The organism is Microbulbifer mixtoriginis (SeqCode) (genome assembly GCF_052467515.1).
In genome coordinates, this window is the sequence record NZ_CP174314.1 from 4,473,706 (window position 1) to 4,488,876 (window position 15,171).

Sequence of the window (15,171 nt, forward strand, 5' to 3'; positions counted from 1 at the left end):
CTTACGCGCGGCTACCATTAACAAATTTTGCCAGGCTGTTCACACTAGCAAAATGTGATTTGGTATCTTCATTTTCTGCATCGATAGATATGTTATATTTCTTCTGCAATGCCAGACCTAGCTCAAGCGCATCAATGGAATCCAAACCTAGACCTTCACCAAATAAAGGCTCATCTGCGATGATTTCCTCTGGTGTAATATCCTCTAGGTTTAGAACCTCAATAATCAGTGTCTTTAGCTCTTCAACCAAATCATTCACGCAGCACACTCCTCAGTATAAAATGCTTTTAATTCTTGGGTAACTTGCCTGGCTACCAATGGGCTTTCGCTTTTTTCTTTCATCTTGAGAATCTCCCAAGATTCAGAGACATCAAATTCAAAATGTGGCCGTGATAACGGAATGCTGTACCACGGGATATTTTTCATCAGCATTGGCGGGTTGCAGTGAATGGTAACCAGAGTCGGACTAATACCAGAACGAAGTGCCATATAGGCAGCCCCCCGCTGGAACTTGAATGGTTTCCCTGGCACAGAGCGGGTTCCTTCCGGAAATAAAACCACTGACTCCCCTTTTTTCAAAGATTTTGAGGCAAGCTCAATTATTTTTTCCGGGTCATCATTGGGAATATAACCCGCAGTCATTACAGCTCCACGCATAAAGGGATTTCGAAATAGACTCGCCTTTACAATACAGTTTGCATTAGGTATTCGAGATATAAGAAAAACGACATCAATAAGAGTGGGATGATTAGCCAGTATTAATTGGCCGGGCTCTTGCAGTTTAATCTCACCCTTGAAATCATAAGTATATATCCCTGTTTTGTGCATAAACCCAATAAACAAACGGAAGGCATAATGTATGATTAACCTCGCCTTACGCATACGTACATTTGCATTAGGGTATAAAATTCTGAGAGGTGGAAATAAAATAAATCGAAGGATCAGACCACCAAAACCAAATAGACTAAACGCAACGGCAGTGGCTATCAGCCTAAACCAATACCGATCATACCTCTTGCCAGACTCCAAATTAGTTTGCATTGATTAGTAACTCCCACCCTTTGGCAACAGGTACTTTTCCTGAATTTTTAATAAGTGCGCTTATCAGAGGTAGCTGATAATCTGCCTCTTCAAATGCCGTTTTTAGTCTGACGCTCGAAGAATTTACCAAAGTCACTCCAGTACCCTTACTTCCCTCAACTGGTAAGGTTAAGAGTAAAGCTGTAGCACAAACACCTGAGGGACTTTGGCTGCTAGGGTGATACATTTCTGGCAGGGGTTCCTCACAAAATATCAGCAGTATTTCTTTTGCACCTTCCCGCAAAATACCGTTAGCTTCCATTAAACCTGCCAGTAATGGATAGTCACCACCCGCTAAAGCAAGAGCTGGAGATCGTACTTTATTCGCTATAGACAATTGGCCGGCGATCGCATTGTGTACTGATAAACCAAACGCCGTAGGGGATAAATCTTCTTCCGCAGCAACCCCCTGTAGAAGAGAGTAAGTTCTCATCGCCTCTCCGTGCACAGAGCAACACAGCAGGGGGATATCTCTCTGCTGCAGAAGTGGGTAAGCACTATTAAATACGGCTTTAGACAATGGGCTCAGGCGGCGCCTGAGCATCGCCGGAAGAAAGGAGACATCAGCCAGGGTATCTTCCTGCAGTTCTAACTCGCCACTGTGCCATCGATGCCAGTCCGCAGGTTCCGAAACCCCCGCATACCAAGCTCGCCAATCGGAAATTAAAAATTCAATAGACAAACTACTCTTATGGAGCTTGACTCCAACCCTCAATATCAAGCCTTAGTATCCAGCCAGCTCTACCATTGTTTTTAGGTGGCTTTTTGAGCTTTTCGTGACCGGCAACAGGGCGGGAATGGTACACAAAATGATCAATTCCCGCTAGCAAAAGAACCTTCAATTGGGACTGGTGAGTTTCTTTATTACACCTAAATACACGAGAACTATTCCTTTGGACAGTTCTCGTATACTAGCACCCTTAATTTCACTGGCATAAGGTCAACTTAAGCCTTCGTGGGCCTCTAAAAATGATAAAGCTCTCACCAAGAATAAAATTCCCTTAAGGTGACAACTTAAAGGAAAAAGCTCTAAACTTAAGAATGATCCTTAATTGCCCAATCCGGCATTTATGGTCTATTTCTGAGGCATTTCTGAAGATGCATGTACCCCATCTTTTCCTCAACCATTTACCATGAGAGCCGTTCTGCTATTCAGCTTTGTTAGTGATTACAATCTAAGTCTGAATCGATAGATAAGACTTTATGCTTTATTTTACTTGCTCTTCATTCAAAAATTGGCCTGAGGATTGGCAGGCAAACTCATCTTTCTTATTGAGTGACACGGAACATTTACGTTTAAAAAACATTCGCAACCCGAATCGGAAAATGCAATTTTTAGCCGGGCGCCTACTCGCGAAAACCCTTATTGCTGAACGGTTCGGATGCCACCCTTCTGATCTGGAAGTTGACCCTAAGAACCCTACAGTTGCCAATTTCTCAGGAACCCCTATTGTCAACCTCTCAATCAGCCATACGGCAGACTACCTTGCAGTCTCCATTGGAAAAATTCCGGTTGGTATTGACTGTGAAAGAGACCATCCCAAAAGAGATTGGCTGGCAATAGCCCAGAATTACTTTAGCTCCTATGAGGTGTCCTGGTTACAAAGCTTACCGATAGCCCTCTTAAAGCAAGAGTTTATAAAATCTTGGACCATAAAGGAGGCGCTTGCCAAGTGCAGTGGTGATCCACTCGGTAAGCTGCTTAAAGTCTCTTCACTGGTCGGCCAAGTAGAAAATTGGCCTGAACCCTATTCTGAATACCGATGTTGGAGTGGGCAGCCTGAAGAAGATATCTACCTTTCACTTGTAGTTAGGCCTAGGCCCAATTTTACTTCTAAAGAGGTAATAGGTACTTACCGCAATAGTTTTAAAGGCCCTGCAACTCGAGAAATTCGACTGAAAGCTTCATGACCTGGAGATTCCCTGCTCAAATTAGCCAGGTATCAAGGGAATCTCCAATAACCACTAGTGCACGCTAACTACTGGCTAAACAGGTCCCCAAAGAAATCTCCCTCATACCATGAAGGCTTATCCGCAGCATCCGCCACTTCCCTGGCAATTAGATAATTAACTTCGGTAAATTGCTTAGCAGCTGCATAGCTCACCCCAGCATCAGGCGCATCTCCGGGTTTGTGATAGCTCTCTTTCAGGAATGCCACTTGTTTAGCGGTACCATCAATATTCGGGTCCTGAGCTTCGCGCCCAGTAATTAGGTAAATAGAGGGCACACCGCGGCGAACGAAATTATAGTGATCACTACGAACAAAGATCACTTCTTCAGGCATGGGATCAGGGCTCAATTTTAAACCGCTGAGTTTTGCCGCATGTTCCGCAATCTGGCCAAGGGACGAATGCTCGGCACCAAAGGCAATAATATCGCGGAATGGGTAGAGCAGCATGGGCATATCCAGATTGATATTGGCCACGATGGACTGCAGAGGTACGGTAGGGTATTCGGCAAAGTAGTCCGAGCCGAGTAATCCTTTCTCTTCCCCGGTCACCGCAACAAACAATAGAGAGCGTCGCGGTGCTTGGCCAGACTCCGCAAACAACCGTGCGGTTTCCAGCATTACTGCGATACCTGCAGCGTTATCTTGAGCGCCATAATAAATCTGGCCATCTTCTTTTTTACCGATATGGTCCAGGTGTGCAGAGAAGACCACATATTCATTTTTAAGCACCGGGTCGCTACCCGGTAATACGGCCACAACATTGGGGCTACGCACTTCCTGATGCTTAGAGCTTGTACTCAGGGCAGCACGGTAAGGGAGCGAAAATCCACGGGGATTTTGACCTTTTTCCATAATGCTGAAGATAGCTGCGAGGCTCTGTTGGGCATCGTCGAAGAGTTTGCTCGCCGCATCGATATCGAGCAATACACCAGGATACAAACCGGGGATAGCGCTGCCCGGCTCGCCTTTTCGGTTTACCCAGTCGAAAGTCTCATCGTGACGATGCTCCGCATAGCGCACAAAGGGGCGGCGCTTCTCACGTTCGGGGGTATAAATGGTGATATAACCCACCGCACCATGACGAGCAGCGGTCTCACCCTTGTTGCGACTTGATGCATAGTGAGCCCCCACTTCACTGGGCAGACTCTTCGGGCGACCACTCAATATCACTGCAATCTTACCCTTCACATCCAATCCGGCATAATCATCTAGGCCATAGTCCGGCGCTTCAATTCCGTAGCCAACAAACACCAGCTCGGCCTCCAAGCGTGCCTGCTCACTGGACGCAGAAGGCGAGGTGATAAAGTCCTCCCCGAAGGCAAAGCCGACCTCACCTTTGCCCCCCTTTAAAACAAAAGTCGGCTCAGTGCCATTCCAGCTGGCACTACGGAAAGGTACATCCTGAAAATACCCCTGCTCACCAGCCGGAGCGAGCCCCATGGATTGGAACTGCGCGGCCACATATTGCGCCGCCTTGAGGTAGCCTTCGCTGCCTGTGTCTCTTCCCGCCAGCTCTGCAGAAGCCAGGTAATTCACATCCCGACTGATATTGTCGATATTCGCGCTTGGGGCTGTGCTGGTGGAAACTGGCATACAGGCCACCAGCAGCAACGACAGCAGGCCGCTGAGCAGAACTTTTCTTTTCATCGGATTACTACTTCTCGAATAAATCTTTGCGGTCTGCCAGACAGAACCAACACCGCACCAAAAAGGAGCGCAATCTTACCACGTTCAGACTTAGCGCAGAGCACCAAGATGTGAGTGATCACTTACTTGAAAGGATTAATATATAGAATTCAGGCGGCCTTGTAGAGCCCAGGAAAGGCTCGGCTTATTGCTGCGGTCACTTCCTCATGGGCCCGATCCGCACAAAACTCTCCATGGGCTGCCAGAAAGTGTAGGAAGGGCAGCTGTAGGAGGCGCTCAAAATCCTCCTGCAGCCAACAGCGTTGGTCCCGGCCTTCAGGAGTCATCCGTGTTCGCCAGGCAGGCGGTACCTGCATCCCCGAGCGTATACCGGACAGTCGCAGCAGATTTCGGCCAAACCAGCTACAACCGCTCCACTTCCCCCAATACTGCAGAGCATCACAGCCCAGCAACAGGCCGTCATTGAAGGGCAACCACCAGAATGCCTCTGGGTAACGGCTGTAACGCAGTTCCACGAAGCGACTGCCGGGTATTGGACAAATTCCACCATCCCTCACCAATCTATCGGCACTGGGTGGATAAAAGTTCGAACCGGTCTGCCGCCAAAAAGTCAGATCAAAATGGTCACGGTAATAAAGATCATCCTGGCCGTGATGGTAGCCAAGACGCACTGCATGAGCTATTCGGCCGAGATCCTGCAACTTCTCTTCTTGCGCTGGGCGCAGGCGTATCGGGTTCACCAGTATCAGCTCTTCCTGCCAACGCACAATGGCCATGTTGCGGTTAATGGTAACCGCCGGAGCCAGTTTTACGGTCCCAGGGACGAAGAACAGGTCTGGTAGTAGTTGGCGAATCTCGCCGTGGGGCTGGGGTTCAGGGTAATTAATACGCACTGGCAAGCGCTCAGGTGTAATACACCCGATTACTGAGCCCGCGTAAAAGCTGTAAGGCTCGCTGCGCGCTCTCTTCAGGGACAAAGACATGATCGTGACGCAGGGCATTTACCATATTCGCCACTATGCCCGCATCAGCCAGCTCCCTGGCGACTGTAGCGGTAAGGCCCACCGCACTGAGACCGGAAAAGACCTGCAGGGTAATTTGTCTGAAGGGCCCGCTGGAAGCAATCCCATACTGCTGTGCCAAGTATCTGGGTAAGATCGCGCTCATCCCCTCGCCTTCGCGGAAGATACACAGGCTTTGAGTCAAGACTTCTTCGAGCCGAGCATCCGACACCTGGCAAAACACGTAGGTTTCCTCATGTAACTTTGGGCACATATTTCTCAGGATATTTGCGAGGGAAACTTCTGCAGTCATATCCGGTTTGCCGTTGAAAAAACCTGCTGTGAAAATACTCAGCGAATGGTTACCAGTCAGAAACCACCTAGTGTAATTATCCAGAGGGATTTCCCACAGGTAAAACTACATGGCCATAAGACCTGCTTGATCATCACGTTCTATTAATGGATGACAACACCACTGTCTCAGAGGTTTTTTATTTTAATTTCGCTGACGGGTTTTCACCCTCTTTTTATTGGTTTTTTTCAGCTCCTCTCCTTCTAGCTCTGGCTCGCCCGGATCTGGTGCAGTATTCACCTCTAAATCGGGGGAATCTTTCTTTTCCCAGCGTTGCAACATTCTATCAATCGCTTTTTCCAGACGCACACGAGGGAACTCGGGACAGGGAGCACCCTTGCCAGGATCATGCCAGGCAGATAGTGGTGCAACAAAAACAATCAGAGATTTATGCAGGCGATCCCGACCGATACTCACTTCCGTCCAGGTAGTCTGCCAGGCAAATTTACCTCGCACTGAATAATCGCTCTCATAGGATTTCAAGGTGAGAAAATAGGGATATATTTTTCCTCTGCGGCAAATGATTCTACGACCGGTTTTTATATTGGCCATTTGGGTGAAAGGATCAAAATACCAGTGGATATCGTAACCAAAAGCAAATTGCATTTTTCCGTCATGTGGGAGAAAAGCGTAGGAGCGGCCAGTACCACCGGGTTTGAGACTCCATACATGGCGGGCCTCCCCATCTCTGGAGATTAGCCAGGCACCCACCCACTGGCTGGCATTCAGCTTGGATTGAGCGTGCCAGCCTGCATTGCGCTGCTGTGTCTGTTCACTCTGTTTTTCTTTTTTTTTCTGCTCCTCCTTGGCAAAAGCTGAAAATGCTGTGAGCAAAAATACCAGAGTCAAAACCAAGGACTTTTGCATCACAGCTCTACTCCAATGTTCGGCGCTCCCCTCCCTGAGTGGAAAATTCCTGTTTTTGTTTCTTACTCGGACCCAAAAATCAGCTGGCAATGTTGGGGCAGTTACTACCCGCTTTAGGCGTACTCCAGTCACTCAATCGGCGCTGGAAACTCAGTAACCCACCGCCAGCCTGCAGCCAGTGCCGCCCGTCTATTACGGCAAATAACAGAGTGGAGCGGCTCCAACCACGAAACGCCACCGAGACCACACCGCCCTTACAGCTAACGGAAGCACCGGTGCGGACCCGCACACGATCACCATCCAGTTGCCAGTTAATGGCAAAGCCATGGGTCAATCTGCCACCGGAGTTAAAGCCATAGGCATAACCGGAGCCATCGGCATTGAGTTGCCAAACCAGTTGGTCGTCACCTTCACTCACTACCAACCAGTTGCCCGCCCACCTTTGTTGAGCTGATTCCGCCGTTGCCATCGAGGGCAATAACAGGAACAGCATTAAGGCAATGGCACAACTCTGTCGTATGGAGACAAACACAAAATTCGAAGGGGGATTACGCAAATACTTCATGCGCTGCTCTACCGTAAGTGCTCCACGGTAAGAACCGCGGAAAGGGGTTGCTGTAAACGGCGGCTGGCGTCACCGCCAATTTTCCTGGCCGGTTACGGCCACAGGCCAAAAAAACCGGCGTGAAAAATAGCACAGGCGCTATTTTTCACATCCCTTGCTTAGTAAGGCTAGACGCTAAATCCCACAGTGGCATTAGAAGCATTAAAAATATTTATTGAGGCGCCACTATGGGGGAGTGGAATTAGAAAGGCTGTTAGATAGGGCTACGAGCAATCATTATTTTGAGTGAGCATCAGACAGGTTTTTATCCGCACGCCACACACGGTATTTCAATTGGACGCCCTCCGGCAAATACACCACCAGGGGCTGGCTACTTGAATAAGGCAGTATCAGGCCGTTACCGCGCACGCGGATAAAACGGCGCGATTCGGAGTCGGACCCGCAAACTTTACTGGTACCTTTGGAGGGCTTTGGTTCTGCCAGCACATAATAGGGGTAACCCCAACCCGGTAGAACCTGGCGCTGTAAGGGCGCGCTATAACTGCGCAGGTTGCAATCGGCCAATGCATTCTTGCCTGGCACTAACTCAACCATAAAGCGGCTCTCATCGACCACCTTGGGCAACTCAATAACATGGCGCCGCTTACCCTCAACTTCTGCAGGAAAGGCATCTAGCGGTTCAGCCGCCTGAAGCGGCACCACACAACAGAGAATAAGAGCGGAGAATAAGGATCTTGCCACGGCGACTTCCTCACGGCTGATCAGCTGATTTGGCGCACAAACCCTTTAAAGTCTAGACCGCTTTCTCCAGCGCAGTCCCCACCAAAGTGACACCCCCAGTGCCAGTGCCAATGCAAAGAGCAATGCCGCCCATAAATAGCTGATGTGTCCCCCCGGCATTGGTTCCAAGCGTGCTCTGGCTCTTCCCAGCAAGGTGCCTAAATTTTGAATTGAAGCGATCACATCAGTATTGGGCGCGCTTGAGAGCACTTCTCGGCGCAATGTTTGCCATTGGGCTTGTAACTTGCTGTACAAAACCCGGTCGCTCATTTCAATGGATTGCTGTAACGGCTTATAGCCCTCTCGATAGGCGAGCATCAATTTGTGATAAGCACCGGCATTGTCACCGCCTCGATAAGCGGTTTCCGCCAGGCTTAGTAACCCCTCTGCGCGAGTAAGGGGGTGTTCGAGGGAGCGGATCAGGTGCGGGTGGCCCCGCCACCACAATAAGGCACTCCTGGCATCAGTGGGCAACTCAATCGGTCGGGTTACCGCCATACCCGGCAGACTGATCAGTGCTGGATAGCGCTCGGCAAGATCGGCGGAGGGTGGCAGCTGATTTTTTACGGCAAAAGCGGCCACCGTCACCGCGAGAGCCCAGCGCTGGCGACTATTTAAGTCGCCATCAACCCGCTCGCTATGCACGCTATCCACGTTAGGGTCGAGAGTATTGTAGAGGTCATAAAGACTGAAACTCGCCATCCGCCTAGCATCGCGTAGATCGGGCAGGGCTCCATCACCCTGGCCCCATCTACCGTGGCAGCTGGCGCAGCGCTGTTGGAAAAGGGGAGCAGCCAAGCTGGCTGAAGGCAGTGAGTGGGCTGGTGAACGCTGCATTTGATAGAGAGCCGCCAATCGGTCGGCTATCTCATTGGCGCGCCTTCGCACTTTTTCAGCATCCTCGCGTCGGCTCAAAGCCGCCTGTAACCCTGCCATGCTGTTTTCCAGGGCTGAACGGCCCGGTTTATCTGGCAACTTCCGCACCAGATCCAGCGCCTCGGCAGCATGGTCTTGCTGGAGTTGATAGAGACCTGTATCGATAATTTGGCCTTTATCGATGGCATCCCCGTAACCCACAGCGATATAGGAAAGCAGGTTGCTCGCGCGCGCGGCAAGCTTGTCATTTTCCGCGACCTGCTGCGCCCAAAGAGATTGAACTGAGAGGGCCAGCAAGAGTAGTAAAGTCCATGAATTTCGCAAAAATGACTTCCTGTTACTGGCAGATAACGAAAGGGGTGGTAGTCGTTAATTGTGGCAAACGCCTAGATACAAAAAACCCCGCACTGGGCGGGGTTTGTTTTCAGATGGGCTATTAGCCTCGATCGGCGCGCTCCTTGGCGATCAAGTAATCCGCTACTTGCAGCATCAATTCCTGACCATTGCTTTTGCCCTTGTAACCCGGCAGAGAGGAGCTGATACGGTACTTACCAGCCACAACCACTTCAGGTGTACCAGTCATTTTATAGGCGCGCTGATTGGCAACACCCTGCTTGACCTTGCTGTTAATGGCGAAGGAGTTCATCAGCTTGGCCGCTTTAGCACCATCGGCGCCATGCTTGTTAAATAAGGCTTCAATAGCAGCCAGGTCGGGCTTAAAGTTGCGACCTTCACGAATCGCCAGCATTTGGCGCTGGTTGTAGATGGTGTTGAACAGCGGAGTGTGCATTTTTTCCAGAACACCCATGGCATCAGCCACGTAGAACAAGCGGGCGTGAACATCCATCACTGGCTGCCAGATAGCCGGCAGCTTCACCAAGGAGACATCACTGGGCATTTTTTCTTTCCAGCGCTCCAGGGTCGGTTCGAAATGAAAGCAGTGGGCGCAGCCATACCAGAACATCTCGGTCACTTCGATTTTATTGGCGTTTTTTTGCGCTACCGCCTGTGGCAGCACTTGATAGTGTTGGCCCGCCTTGAATTCACCGCCTTCTTGGGCGCAGGCGACTAGGCTGAACAACACAGCCAAAACCATCGTTATAGGGGCGAGAACTGCTCTCATAAGTCTTCTCCAGCTTGTACATTCGTGGTTCGAGCGCCTGATTTGGCGGCGTACTGTCGGGCCACTGAGGACACAATAGACAGCGCAGATTATTTAAGTTCCCAGCGCCAGGCGCAAGGAAAGGTCGCAAAAGTGGCAATACTTTACCCAATTCCCGCCCACTTGAGCGAGCGTCGGGCACAAAAAAGGCCGGTGTGTGACCGGCCTCTCGTTACTGTGGCTAACCCTTTTAGTCGGTCAGACCAGCGATATAGTTGGCAACCGCCTTGATCTCTGCATCGGAGAGCTGCTTGGCAACGGTGCGCATGGTGCGGATCTCACCATCATTGGCACGAGTACCCGCACGGAAGGCTTTCAGCTGCGCTTCAATATACTCCGGATACTGACCGGACAGGCGCGGATAACCCGCCGGGGCATTGCCCTGACCGGTGGGAGAGTGACAGCCCATGCAAGCCGGTACGCCAGTTTCTTTATTGCCTGCGCGGAACAGCTTGCGGCCAAGGATGAGGCTATCGACACTGTCGCCGCTATTAAGCATCACCGGGAAGGCTGTGGAGCCAGTCAGCTGCATTGGCTGGGAGGCGAAGTAGGCGGCGATATCCTGCAGGTCTTGGTCGTTAAAGTTATCCAGCTGACCGATCATCTGCGGTATGTCGCGAGTTTTGCTCTGGATGTCTTGGAGCTGCTTATAGAGGTACTTTTCACCGAGGCCAGCGATTTTGGGGAAAGCCGGTGACAGGCTGTTGCCATCAGCACCGTGACAGGCGGCGCACTGGGCGGCCTTAGCCTTGCCCGCAGCAGCATCGCCAGAAGCCATTGCAAAAGGTACGGCCCCCAAGCCGAAAACCAAACCGAGTGCCAGAGCAGTGTTCTTGATAATGCTGTTCATACGTCGTCCCGTTGCGCGCTGAAATATGGCGTTTCGTGTCGCCCCCGATAGTCCTGCGACGCGAAAACCGCGGCATTATATACTTGCGCGCCAAGCGAGTGTACTGAATCAGCAGACTTAAACGATGCCAATTAACAAATTTGAAGCCCAACCACAGAAACTGAACTATCGTTCCATACGATTTCTCACCAGCGCCCCCACTCTGGCACAGTGTCCTGAAGACATTGGCGCCGAGGTGGCCTTTGCCGGCCGCTCCAATGCGGGCAAGTCCAGCGCCATCAATGCCCTGACCAGCAACAACAAGCTGGCGCGCACCTCTAAAACCCCCGGGCGCACCCAGCTGATCAACTTTTTCAGCCTGTCAGAAGACCAGCGCCTAGTAGATTTGCCAGGCTATGGCTACGCCAAGGTAGCCCGTGCTATGAAAGACGAGTGGCAGCGCCATCTGGCCGAGTACCTGGAGCAGCGCACCTGCCTGCGCGGCCTGGTGTTATTAATGGACATACGCCAGCCTCTCAAGGAGTTCGATCTGCATATGCTCACCTGGGCGGTAGAGGCCGGACTGCCCGTGCATATCCTGCTTACCAAGGCCGATAAAATGAAAAATGGCCCGGCCAACAACGCCCTATTCGCCGTGGAGAAATCCCTCAAGGAGCAGGGGTTGAGTCGCGGCGTAACCCTACAGACCTTTTCTTCACTGAAAAAAACCGGCCTCGACAAGCTGGAGCGCAAGCTAAACACCTGGCTGGCGCCCCAGACCGATGCTGAAATGCCAACCGAGACTGAAAGCTAAAGCAAACTCTGGGGGAGACGGGATCCAGTTACGCCTTGGCACGCGTTTCTGCTCAGTGAACATCTAGGCCAAAGCCACCGGTCTGCAAGCCAAAGCGATGTTCAAGGAGGTCGGGGGCTCCGAGATCACCCTGTCAGTTCCCGCCCGGCGAAATGTTCTCTCCCCCGGGCAACAGCGAACGCAGTAGTAACTCGCGCAGACGACGTCGCGCTTGGGGGGTCGCACAGTGCAGCGCCTCTGCGCAAAGGGCACGCTGTGCTAACAGATCCACCAGGGTATCCTCGCAAATAGCAACGGTGAGCAGATGCGAGGATTTTTCGACCTCTGCTGCCGCCTCCCCTTTAGTGCAACTGCAGGTTCGCCCCGCCATGGGATACGAGCTTTCCCCCGGCAAGTAAGGGTGCCGGCTCGTCGTCCCCATCCGTATAGAGTGCGCTGATGCAGTCAGCGGCAAGCCGCTGTTTATCGCGATCTCCCAGTTGGCGGGCGAGAACAGAACTGGCTCCAACAAGGAGGTAGTGGTGGTGTTTTTCATCTCCCTGCTTCCGGTAAGCCGCCATTAATTGAGCGGCACATTCACTAAAACGTGTTGCAGATATGGCATAGCTGGGCCACTCGCTTGTGAGCAGCATTCCCGCCACATCAAACGCGCAACCCAGATAGGGAATCGCCTCACTATGATTTCCCTCTTCGCACAGCATCCTGCCGCGCTCCATCCAATCCAACCACGCCTGTTCCGCACGATCGTTATTCTCAATCAGCCACTGGCGGTGATTAGCACATAGGTAACGTAAATTCACGGTAACCCCCCTGTTAGGTTCAAATTAAAGATAATGAGAAACATTATCATTTGCAAGTGCATTTAACTGAAAGAGACAAATGAAAAGACTTTTGGGGAGGTATTGAGAACAAGGCATAAAAAAAGCCGGCAGATGGGGGCTGCCGGCTAGGGGTCAGTGCCCTTGGGGTGGGGCACTTGCCAGACGCACCCAGGGGGACGGGTACGTCTGAGGGTTCCTCTACATATGCAAACACCTTACATATTGAAAGGTTAGGCTGGCTCAGATTCGTTTCCCAGCCAGTAAACACCACGATCAGAGGTGCGCGAATACTATTCCCTTTAATCACTAATTTCCGGAAATAGGTTCCAAAGACACCAATAAATCAGCGGCTAATAAGAAAGGTCCAGAGAGGCGGAAAACAAATCCTCCTGCGCGCAGACAAAAAAAACCCCGGGTTTGGGGAATTCCGGGGTTAAAAAGCTGAACGCTTTGGGGTTAGGGAGCAACAATGATCTGTTTTATTCGATAGGACATTTGCCCCGTTTGTTCCCATTGCTTAAGTAAATAAATGTAAATGCGGCTCAGGGGCGGAAAAAATAACGCGTGATAGGGATGGAACGGATTTCAGAAGAATATTTATGCGCCAACATTGCGTAAGACAGATGTGAAGCAGAGAGTTACTTTGTCGATAAGACTAATTTGCTGAAAAAATTAAAGTGTAAGCTCACTCACCGGACCACAATCATGCAGGCGCCGAATCGCTTCCGCCATCAATGGGGCGCAGTCGAGTAGATGGAAACTCTGTGGCAAATTTAACTGGGGTAAAGAGTTGGTCACTGCCACCGCCTCCAGGGGTAGTTGTGACAAGTTTGAGAAAGCATCGCCACTAAATTGGCCGTGGCTGGCCAGTGCCAGGATACGCTGCGCCCCGCCTCCATGGGCAGCTTCCACCGCCCGGCAGAGTGTTGCACCACTGGCGATAAGATCATCCACAACCAACACGACCGCCCCCTGTACTTCACCCACCAAGGTGCCCCCGCTGATTTTTTCTCCACTGCGATACTTCTCGACGAAAGCGCAACCTACTGGGCGCCCCAGACGCTCACTCAACGCCTCGCGTAAGGCCTCCGCACGCTTTATACCGCCCTCATCTGGCGATAATACCGACAGTGGTCGCGGTTCCGCCAACAGCTGACTCAGCGCAAATTCCAGTAACAGAGATTCCGACAGTAAATGTAAGGTGCGGCAGCGAAAAGCATTCTCGAACGCAGCCAGGTTATGGGCATCGAGAGTCACGACCACCTGAGTCCCCACGGCCTCAAACAAGCTGGCCAGATAGCGAGTCGGCAGTGGATCGTGTAATTTGGTGCGCCGGTCTTTGCGTCCGTAGCAAAGGTAGGGCATTACTGCGGTAATACGTGCCGCCCCTGCATCGCGCAGGGCGCCAATGAAGAACAAACAACGCAGCAGTTTTTCATCGACACTACTGCAATGGTCCTTGTATAGGGATTGCACCAGGAAGACATCCGCCCCCTCGACATCATCCAATGGACGCACTTTATGCTCACCATCGGCAAAGCATCGCTCTTCGTGGCGAGCTAGTGGTTCACCCAAGGCTGCAGCCACACGACCAGCAAAATCGGCGCCGGCATCCAGGCTAAATAGTTTCAGTCTACTCATAGTAAACTCGCACGAAACCAGCGCTCGGTCATGCGCACTACTTCATCCATGGCACCGGGTTCCTCAAATAAATGACCGGCGTGGGGTATCAAGTGCAAGCGGGGCTCATTGACCATATGATTTAGGGCCTCTTTATTTAATTCCAGCACCTGCTTGTCATCACCGCCTACCAACAACAGCGTGGGCGCCTTAACCAGGGGTAGATCGGAACCGGCCAGGTCCGGTCTGCCGCCCCGTGAAACCACCGCACCCACCAGGGACGGACGCTCGGCGGCGGCAATCAACGCTGCCGCAGCCCCAGTGCTGGCGCCGAATAGTCCGATGTGCAGAGTCCGTGTAGTTTCCCCATGTGCGGCCCAATCGATCACTTCCACCAGGCGCCGGGCACTCAGGTCGATATCAAAGCGGTATTCGCTGGTAGCCTCATCTGCACGGGTTTCCTCTTTGCTGAGCAGATCAAATAAAAGTGTGGCAAATCCATCATCGTTCAGACGTCGCGCCACGGCGATATTGCGCGGACTGTTGCGGTTACTACCGCTGCCATGGGCAAAGATCACCAGCGCACGCGCTTCCTGGGGCAGCGTGAGAGAAGCCTGTAGAGTTTTGTGCTCGGCAGCCAACGCTATAGTTTTGTTCTGCATTGATGGCCCTCTCGGTAACCAGGGGACAGGGGCAGTTAATAATCCTAGCCGCCCAGACGTTGTGGCAAACGAATGAAATCTTTGTAGTGCTCAGACTAGACCAGATGAACGCCAGCGGGCCTACGGGAATTACTTGTGTCGCT

The 15,171-nt window shown here is 51.5% G+C and carries 17 protein-coding genes; 2 read left to right on the plus strand and 15 right to left on the minus strand.

Annotated elements, in window-relative coordinates:
- Position 1: 1 nt before the first annotated feature.
- From ACJJIT_RS19290 to ACJJIT_RS19300, 3 genes are read right to left on the minus strand one after another with little or no spacing between them, the layout of a single operon-like run.
- Complete coding sequence (locus tag ACJJIT_RS19290) at positions 2 to 259, minus strand: phosphopantetheine-binding protein (RefSeq protein WP_444883316.1); 258 nt, start codon at positions 257 to 259, stop codon at positions 2 to 4.
- On the minus strand, positions 256 to 1,041 hold the full coding sequence (locus ACJJIT_RS19295; protein ID WP_444887663.1) for a lysophospholipid acyltransferase family protein: 786 nt from the start codon (positions 1,039 to 1,041) through the stop codon (positions 256 to 258). The genes ACJJIT_RS19290 and ACJJIT_RS19295 overlap by 4 nt, the downstream gene beginning before the upstream one ends.
- Positions 1,031 to 1,801, minus strand: coding sequence for a beta-ketoacyl synthase chain length factor (locus ACJJIT_RS19300; protein ID WP_444899386.1), 771 nt, complete (start codon positions 1,799 to 1,801; stop codon positions 1,031 to 1,033). Before ACJJIT_RS19300 ends, ACJJIT_RS19295 begins: the two co-directional genes overlap by 11 nt.
- A 482-nt stretch (positions 1,802 to 2,283) precedes the next feature.
- Here ACJJIT_RS19300 and ACJJIT_RS19305 point away from each other — a divergent pair, with 482 nt between their 5' ends.
- Positions 2,284 to 2,991, plus strand: coding sequence for a 4'-phosphopantetheinyl transferase family protein (locus ACJJIT_RS19305; protein ID WP_444887661.1), 708 nt, complete (start codon positions 2,284 to 2,286; stop codon positions 2,989 to 2,991).
- 68 nt (positions 2,992 to 3,059) lie between these two features.
- Here the strand turns inward: ACJJIT_RS19305 and ACJJIT_RS19310 are convergent, their stop codons facing one another.
- The 9 genes from ACJJIT_RS19310 to ACJJIT_RS19350 all read right to left on the minus strand — a co-directional run bounded on the left by ACJJIT_RS19310 (position 3,060) and on the right by ACJJIT_RS19350 (position 11,132).
- Positions 3,060 to 4,679 carry a M28 family metallopeptidase gene (locus ACJJIT_RS19310; protein ID WP_444899387.1) on the minus strand — a complete coding sequence of 540 codons (1,620 nt, stop codon included), beginning with the start codon at positions 4,677 to 4,679 and terminating at the stop codon, positions 3,060 to 3,062.
- Positions 4,680 to 4,828: 149 nt separating this feature from the next.
- Positions 4,829 to 5,572, minus strand: a complete 744-nt coding sequence (locus ACJJIT_RS19315; protein ID WP_444899388.1) for a hypothetical protein — start codon at positions 5,570 to 5,572, stop codon at positions 4,829 to 4,831.
- Positions 5,573 to 5,582: 10 nt separating this feature from the next.
- Positions 5,583 to 5,993, minus strand: a complete 411-nt coding sequence (locus ACJJIT_RS19320) for an ACT domain-containing protein (protein ID WP_444899389.1) — start codon at positions 5,991 to 5,993, stop codon at positions 5,583 to 5,585.
- A gap of 183 nt (positions 5,994 to 6,176) precedes the next feature.
- Complete coding sequence (locus tag ACJJIT_RS19325) at positions 6,177 to 6,902, minus strand: hypothetical protein (protein WP_444899390.1); 726 nt, start codon at positions 6,900 to 6,902, stop codon at positions 6,177 to 6,179.
- 76 nt (positions 6,903 to 6,978) lie between these two features.
- Entirely contained in the window at positions 6,979 to 7,464 is a 486-nt protein-coding gene (locus ACJJIT_RS19330; RefSeq protein WP_252084027.1) for a hypothetical protein, read from the minus strand.
- A gap of 276 nt (positions 7,465 to 7,740) precedes the next feature.
- The gene (locus ACJJIT_RS19335; protein WP_444887656.1) at positions 7,741 to 8,205 is read right to left on the minus strand and encodes an ecotin family protein; all 465 of its coding nucleotides are present in this window, start codon (positions 8,203 to 8,205) and stop codon (positions 7,741 to 7,743) included.
- Between the two features lie 45 nt (positions 8,206 to 8,250).
- A complete protein-coding gene (locus tag ACJJIT_RS19340) occupies positions 8,251 to 9,444 on the minus strand; it encodes a c-type cytochrome (RefSeq protein ID WP_444899391.1) in 1,194 nt (397 codons plus the stop codon).
- A 112-nt stretch (positions 9,445 to 9,556) separates the two neighbouring features.
- Positions 9,557 to 10,243: a thiol:disulfide interchange protein DsbA/DsbL gene (locus tag ACJJIT_RS19345; RefSeq protein WP_252084024.1), complete on the minus strand. Its 687-nt coding sequence runs from the start codon at positions 10,241 to 10,243 to the stop codon at positions 9,557 to 9,559.
- 229 nt (positions 10,244 to 10,472) lie between these two features.
- Positions 10,473 to 11,132, minus strand: a complete 660-nt coding sequence (locus ACJJIT_RS19350; protein ID WP_444883307.1) for a c-type cytochrome — start codon at positions 11,130 to 11,132, stop codon at positions 10,473 to 10,475.
- A gap of 124 nt (positions 11,133 to 11,256) precedes the next feature.
- Between ACJJIT_RS19350 and yihA the strand changes: the two genes are divergently transcribed.
- Entirely contained in the window at positions 11,257 to 11,925 is a 669-nt protein-coding gene (gene yihA, locus ACJJIT_RS19355; protein ID WP_444899392.1) for a ribosome biogenesis GTP-binding protein YihA/YsxC, read from the plus strand.
- A 341-nt stretch (positions 11,926 to 12,266) separates the two neighbouring features.
- On the opposite strand, the gene ACJJIT_RS19360 is transcribed toward yihA, so the two are convergent.
- The 3 genes from ACJJIT_RS19360 to ACJJIT_RS19370 all read right to left on the minus strand — a co-directional run bounded on the left by ACJJIT_RS19360 (position 12,267) and on the right by ACJJIT_RS19370 (position 15,028).
- The gene (locus ACJJIT_RS19360; RefSeq protein ID WP_444899393.1) at positions 12,267 to 12,725 is read right to left on the minus strand and encodes a hypothetical protein; all 459 of its coding nucleotides are present in this window, start codon (positions 12,723 to 12,725) and stop codon (positions 12,267 to 12,269) included.
- A gap of 693 nt (positions 12,726 to 13,418) precedes the next feature.
- Positions 13,419 to 14,387: a ribose-phosphate diphosphokinase gene (locus ACJJIT_RS19365; protein WP_444899394.1), complete on the minus strand. Its 969-nt coding sequence runs from the start codon at positions 14,385 to 14,387 to the stop codon at positions 13,419 to 13,421.
- Entirely contained in the window at positions 14,384 to 15,028 is a 645-nt protein-coding gene (locus ACJJIT_RS19370; protein ID WP_444883305.1) for a dienelactone hydrolase family protein, read from the minus strand. Before ACJJIT_RS19370 ends, ACJJIT_RS19365 begins: the two co-directional genes overlap by 4 nt.
- Positions 15,029 to 15,171 lie beyond the last annotated feature (143 nt).

What these genes read in the sequence shown, in the direction of transcription:
- ACJJIT_RS19365 (WP_444899394.1), bottom strand. Translation starts at nt 14,387, where the DNA reads ATGAGTAGACTGAAACTATTTAGCCTGGATGCCGGCGCCGATTTTGCT.
- ACJJIT_RS19345 (WP_252084024.1), bottom strand. Translation starts at nt 10,243, where the DNA reads ATGAGAGCAGTTCTCGCCCCTATAACGATGGTTTTGGCTGTGTTGTTC.
- ACJJIT_RS19320 (WP_444899389.1), bottom strand. Translation starts at nt 5,993, where the DNA reads ATGACTGCAGAAGTTTCCCTCGCAAATATCCTGAGAAATATGTGCCCA.
- yihA (WP_444899392.1), top strand. Translation starts at nt 11,257, where the DNA reads ATGCCAATTAACAAATTTGAAGCCCAACCACAGAAACTGAACTATCGT.
- ACJJIT_RS19370 (WP_444883305.1), bottom strand. Translation starts at nt 15,028, where the DNA reads ATGCAGAACAAAACTATAGCGTTGGCTGCCGAGCACAAAACTCTACAG.
- ACJJIT_RS19305 (WP_444887661.1), top strand. Translation starts at nt 2,284, where the DNA reads ATGCTTTATTTTACTTGCTCTTCATTCAAAAATTGGCCTGAGGATTGG.
- ACJJIT_RS19310 (WP_444899387.1), bottom strand. Translation starts at nt 4,679, where the DNA reads ATGAAAAGAAAAGTTCTGCTCAGCGGCCTGCTGTCGTTGCTGCTGGTG.
- ACJJIT_RS19330 (WP_252084027.1), bottom strand. Translation starts at nt 7,464, where the DNA reads ATGAAGTATTTGCGTAATCCCCCTTCGAATTTTGTGTTTGTCTCCATA.
- ACJJIT_RS19350 (WP_444883307.1), bottom strand. Translation starts at nt 11,132, where the DNA reads ATGAACAGCATTATCAAGAACACTGCTCTGGCACTCGGTTTGGTTTTC.
- ACJJIT_RS19295 (WP_444887663.1), bottom strand. Translation starts at nt 1,041, where the DNA reads ATGCAAACTAATTTGGAGTCTGGCAAGAGGTATGATCGGTATTGGTTT.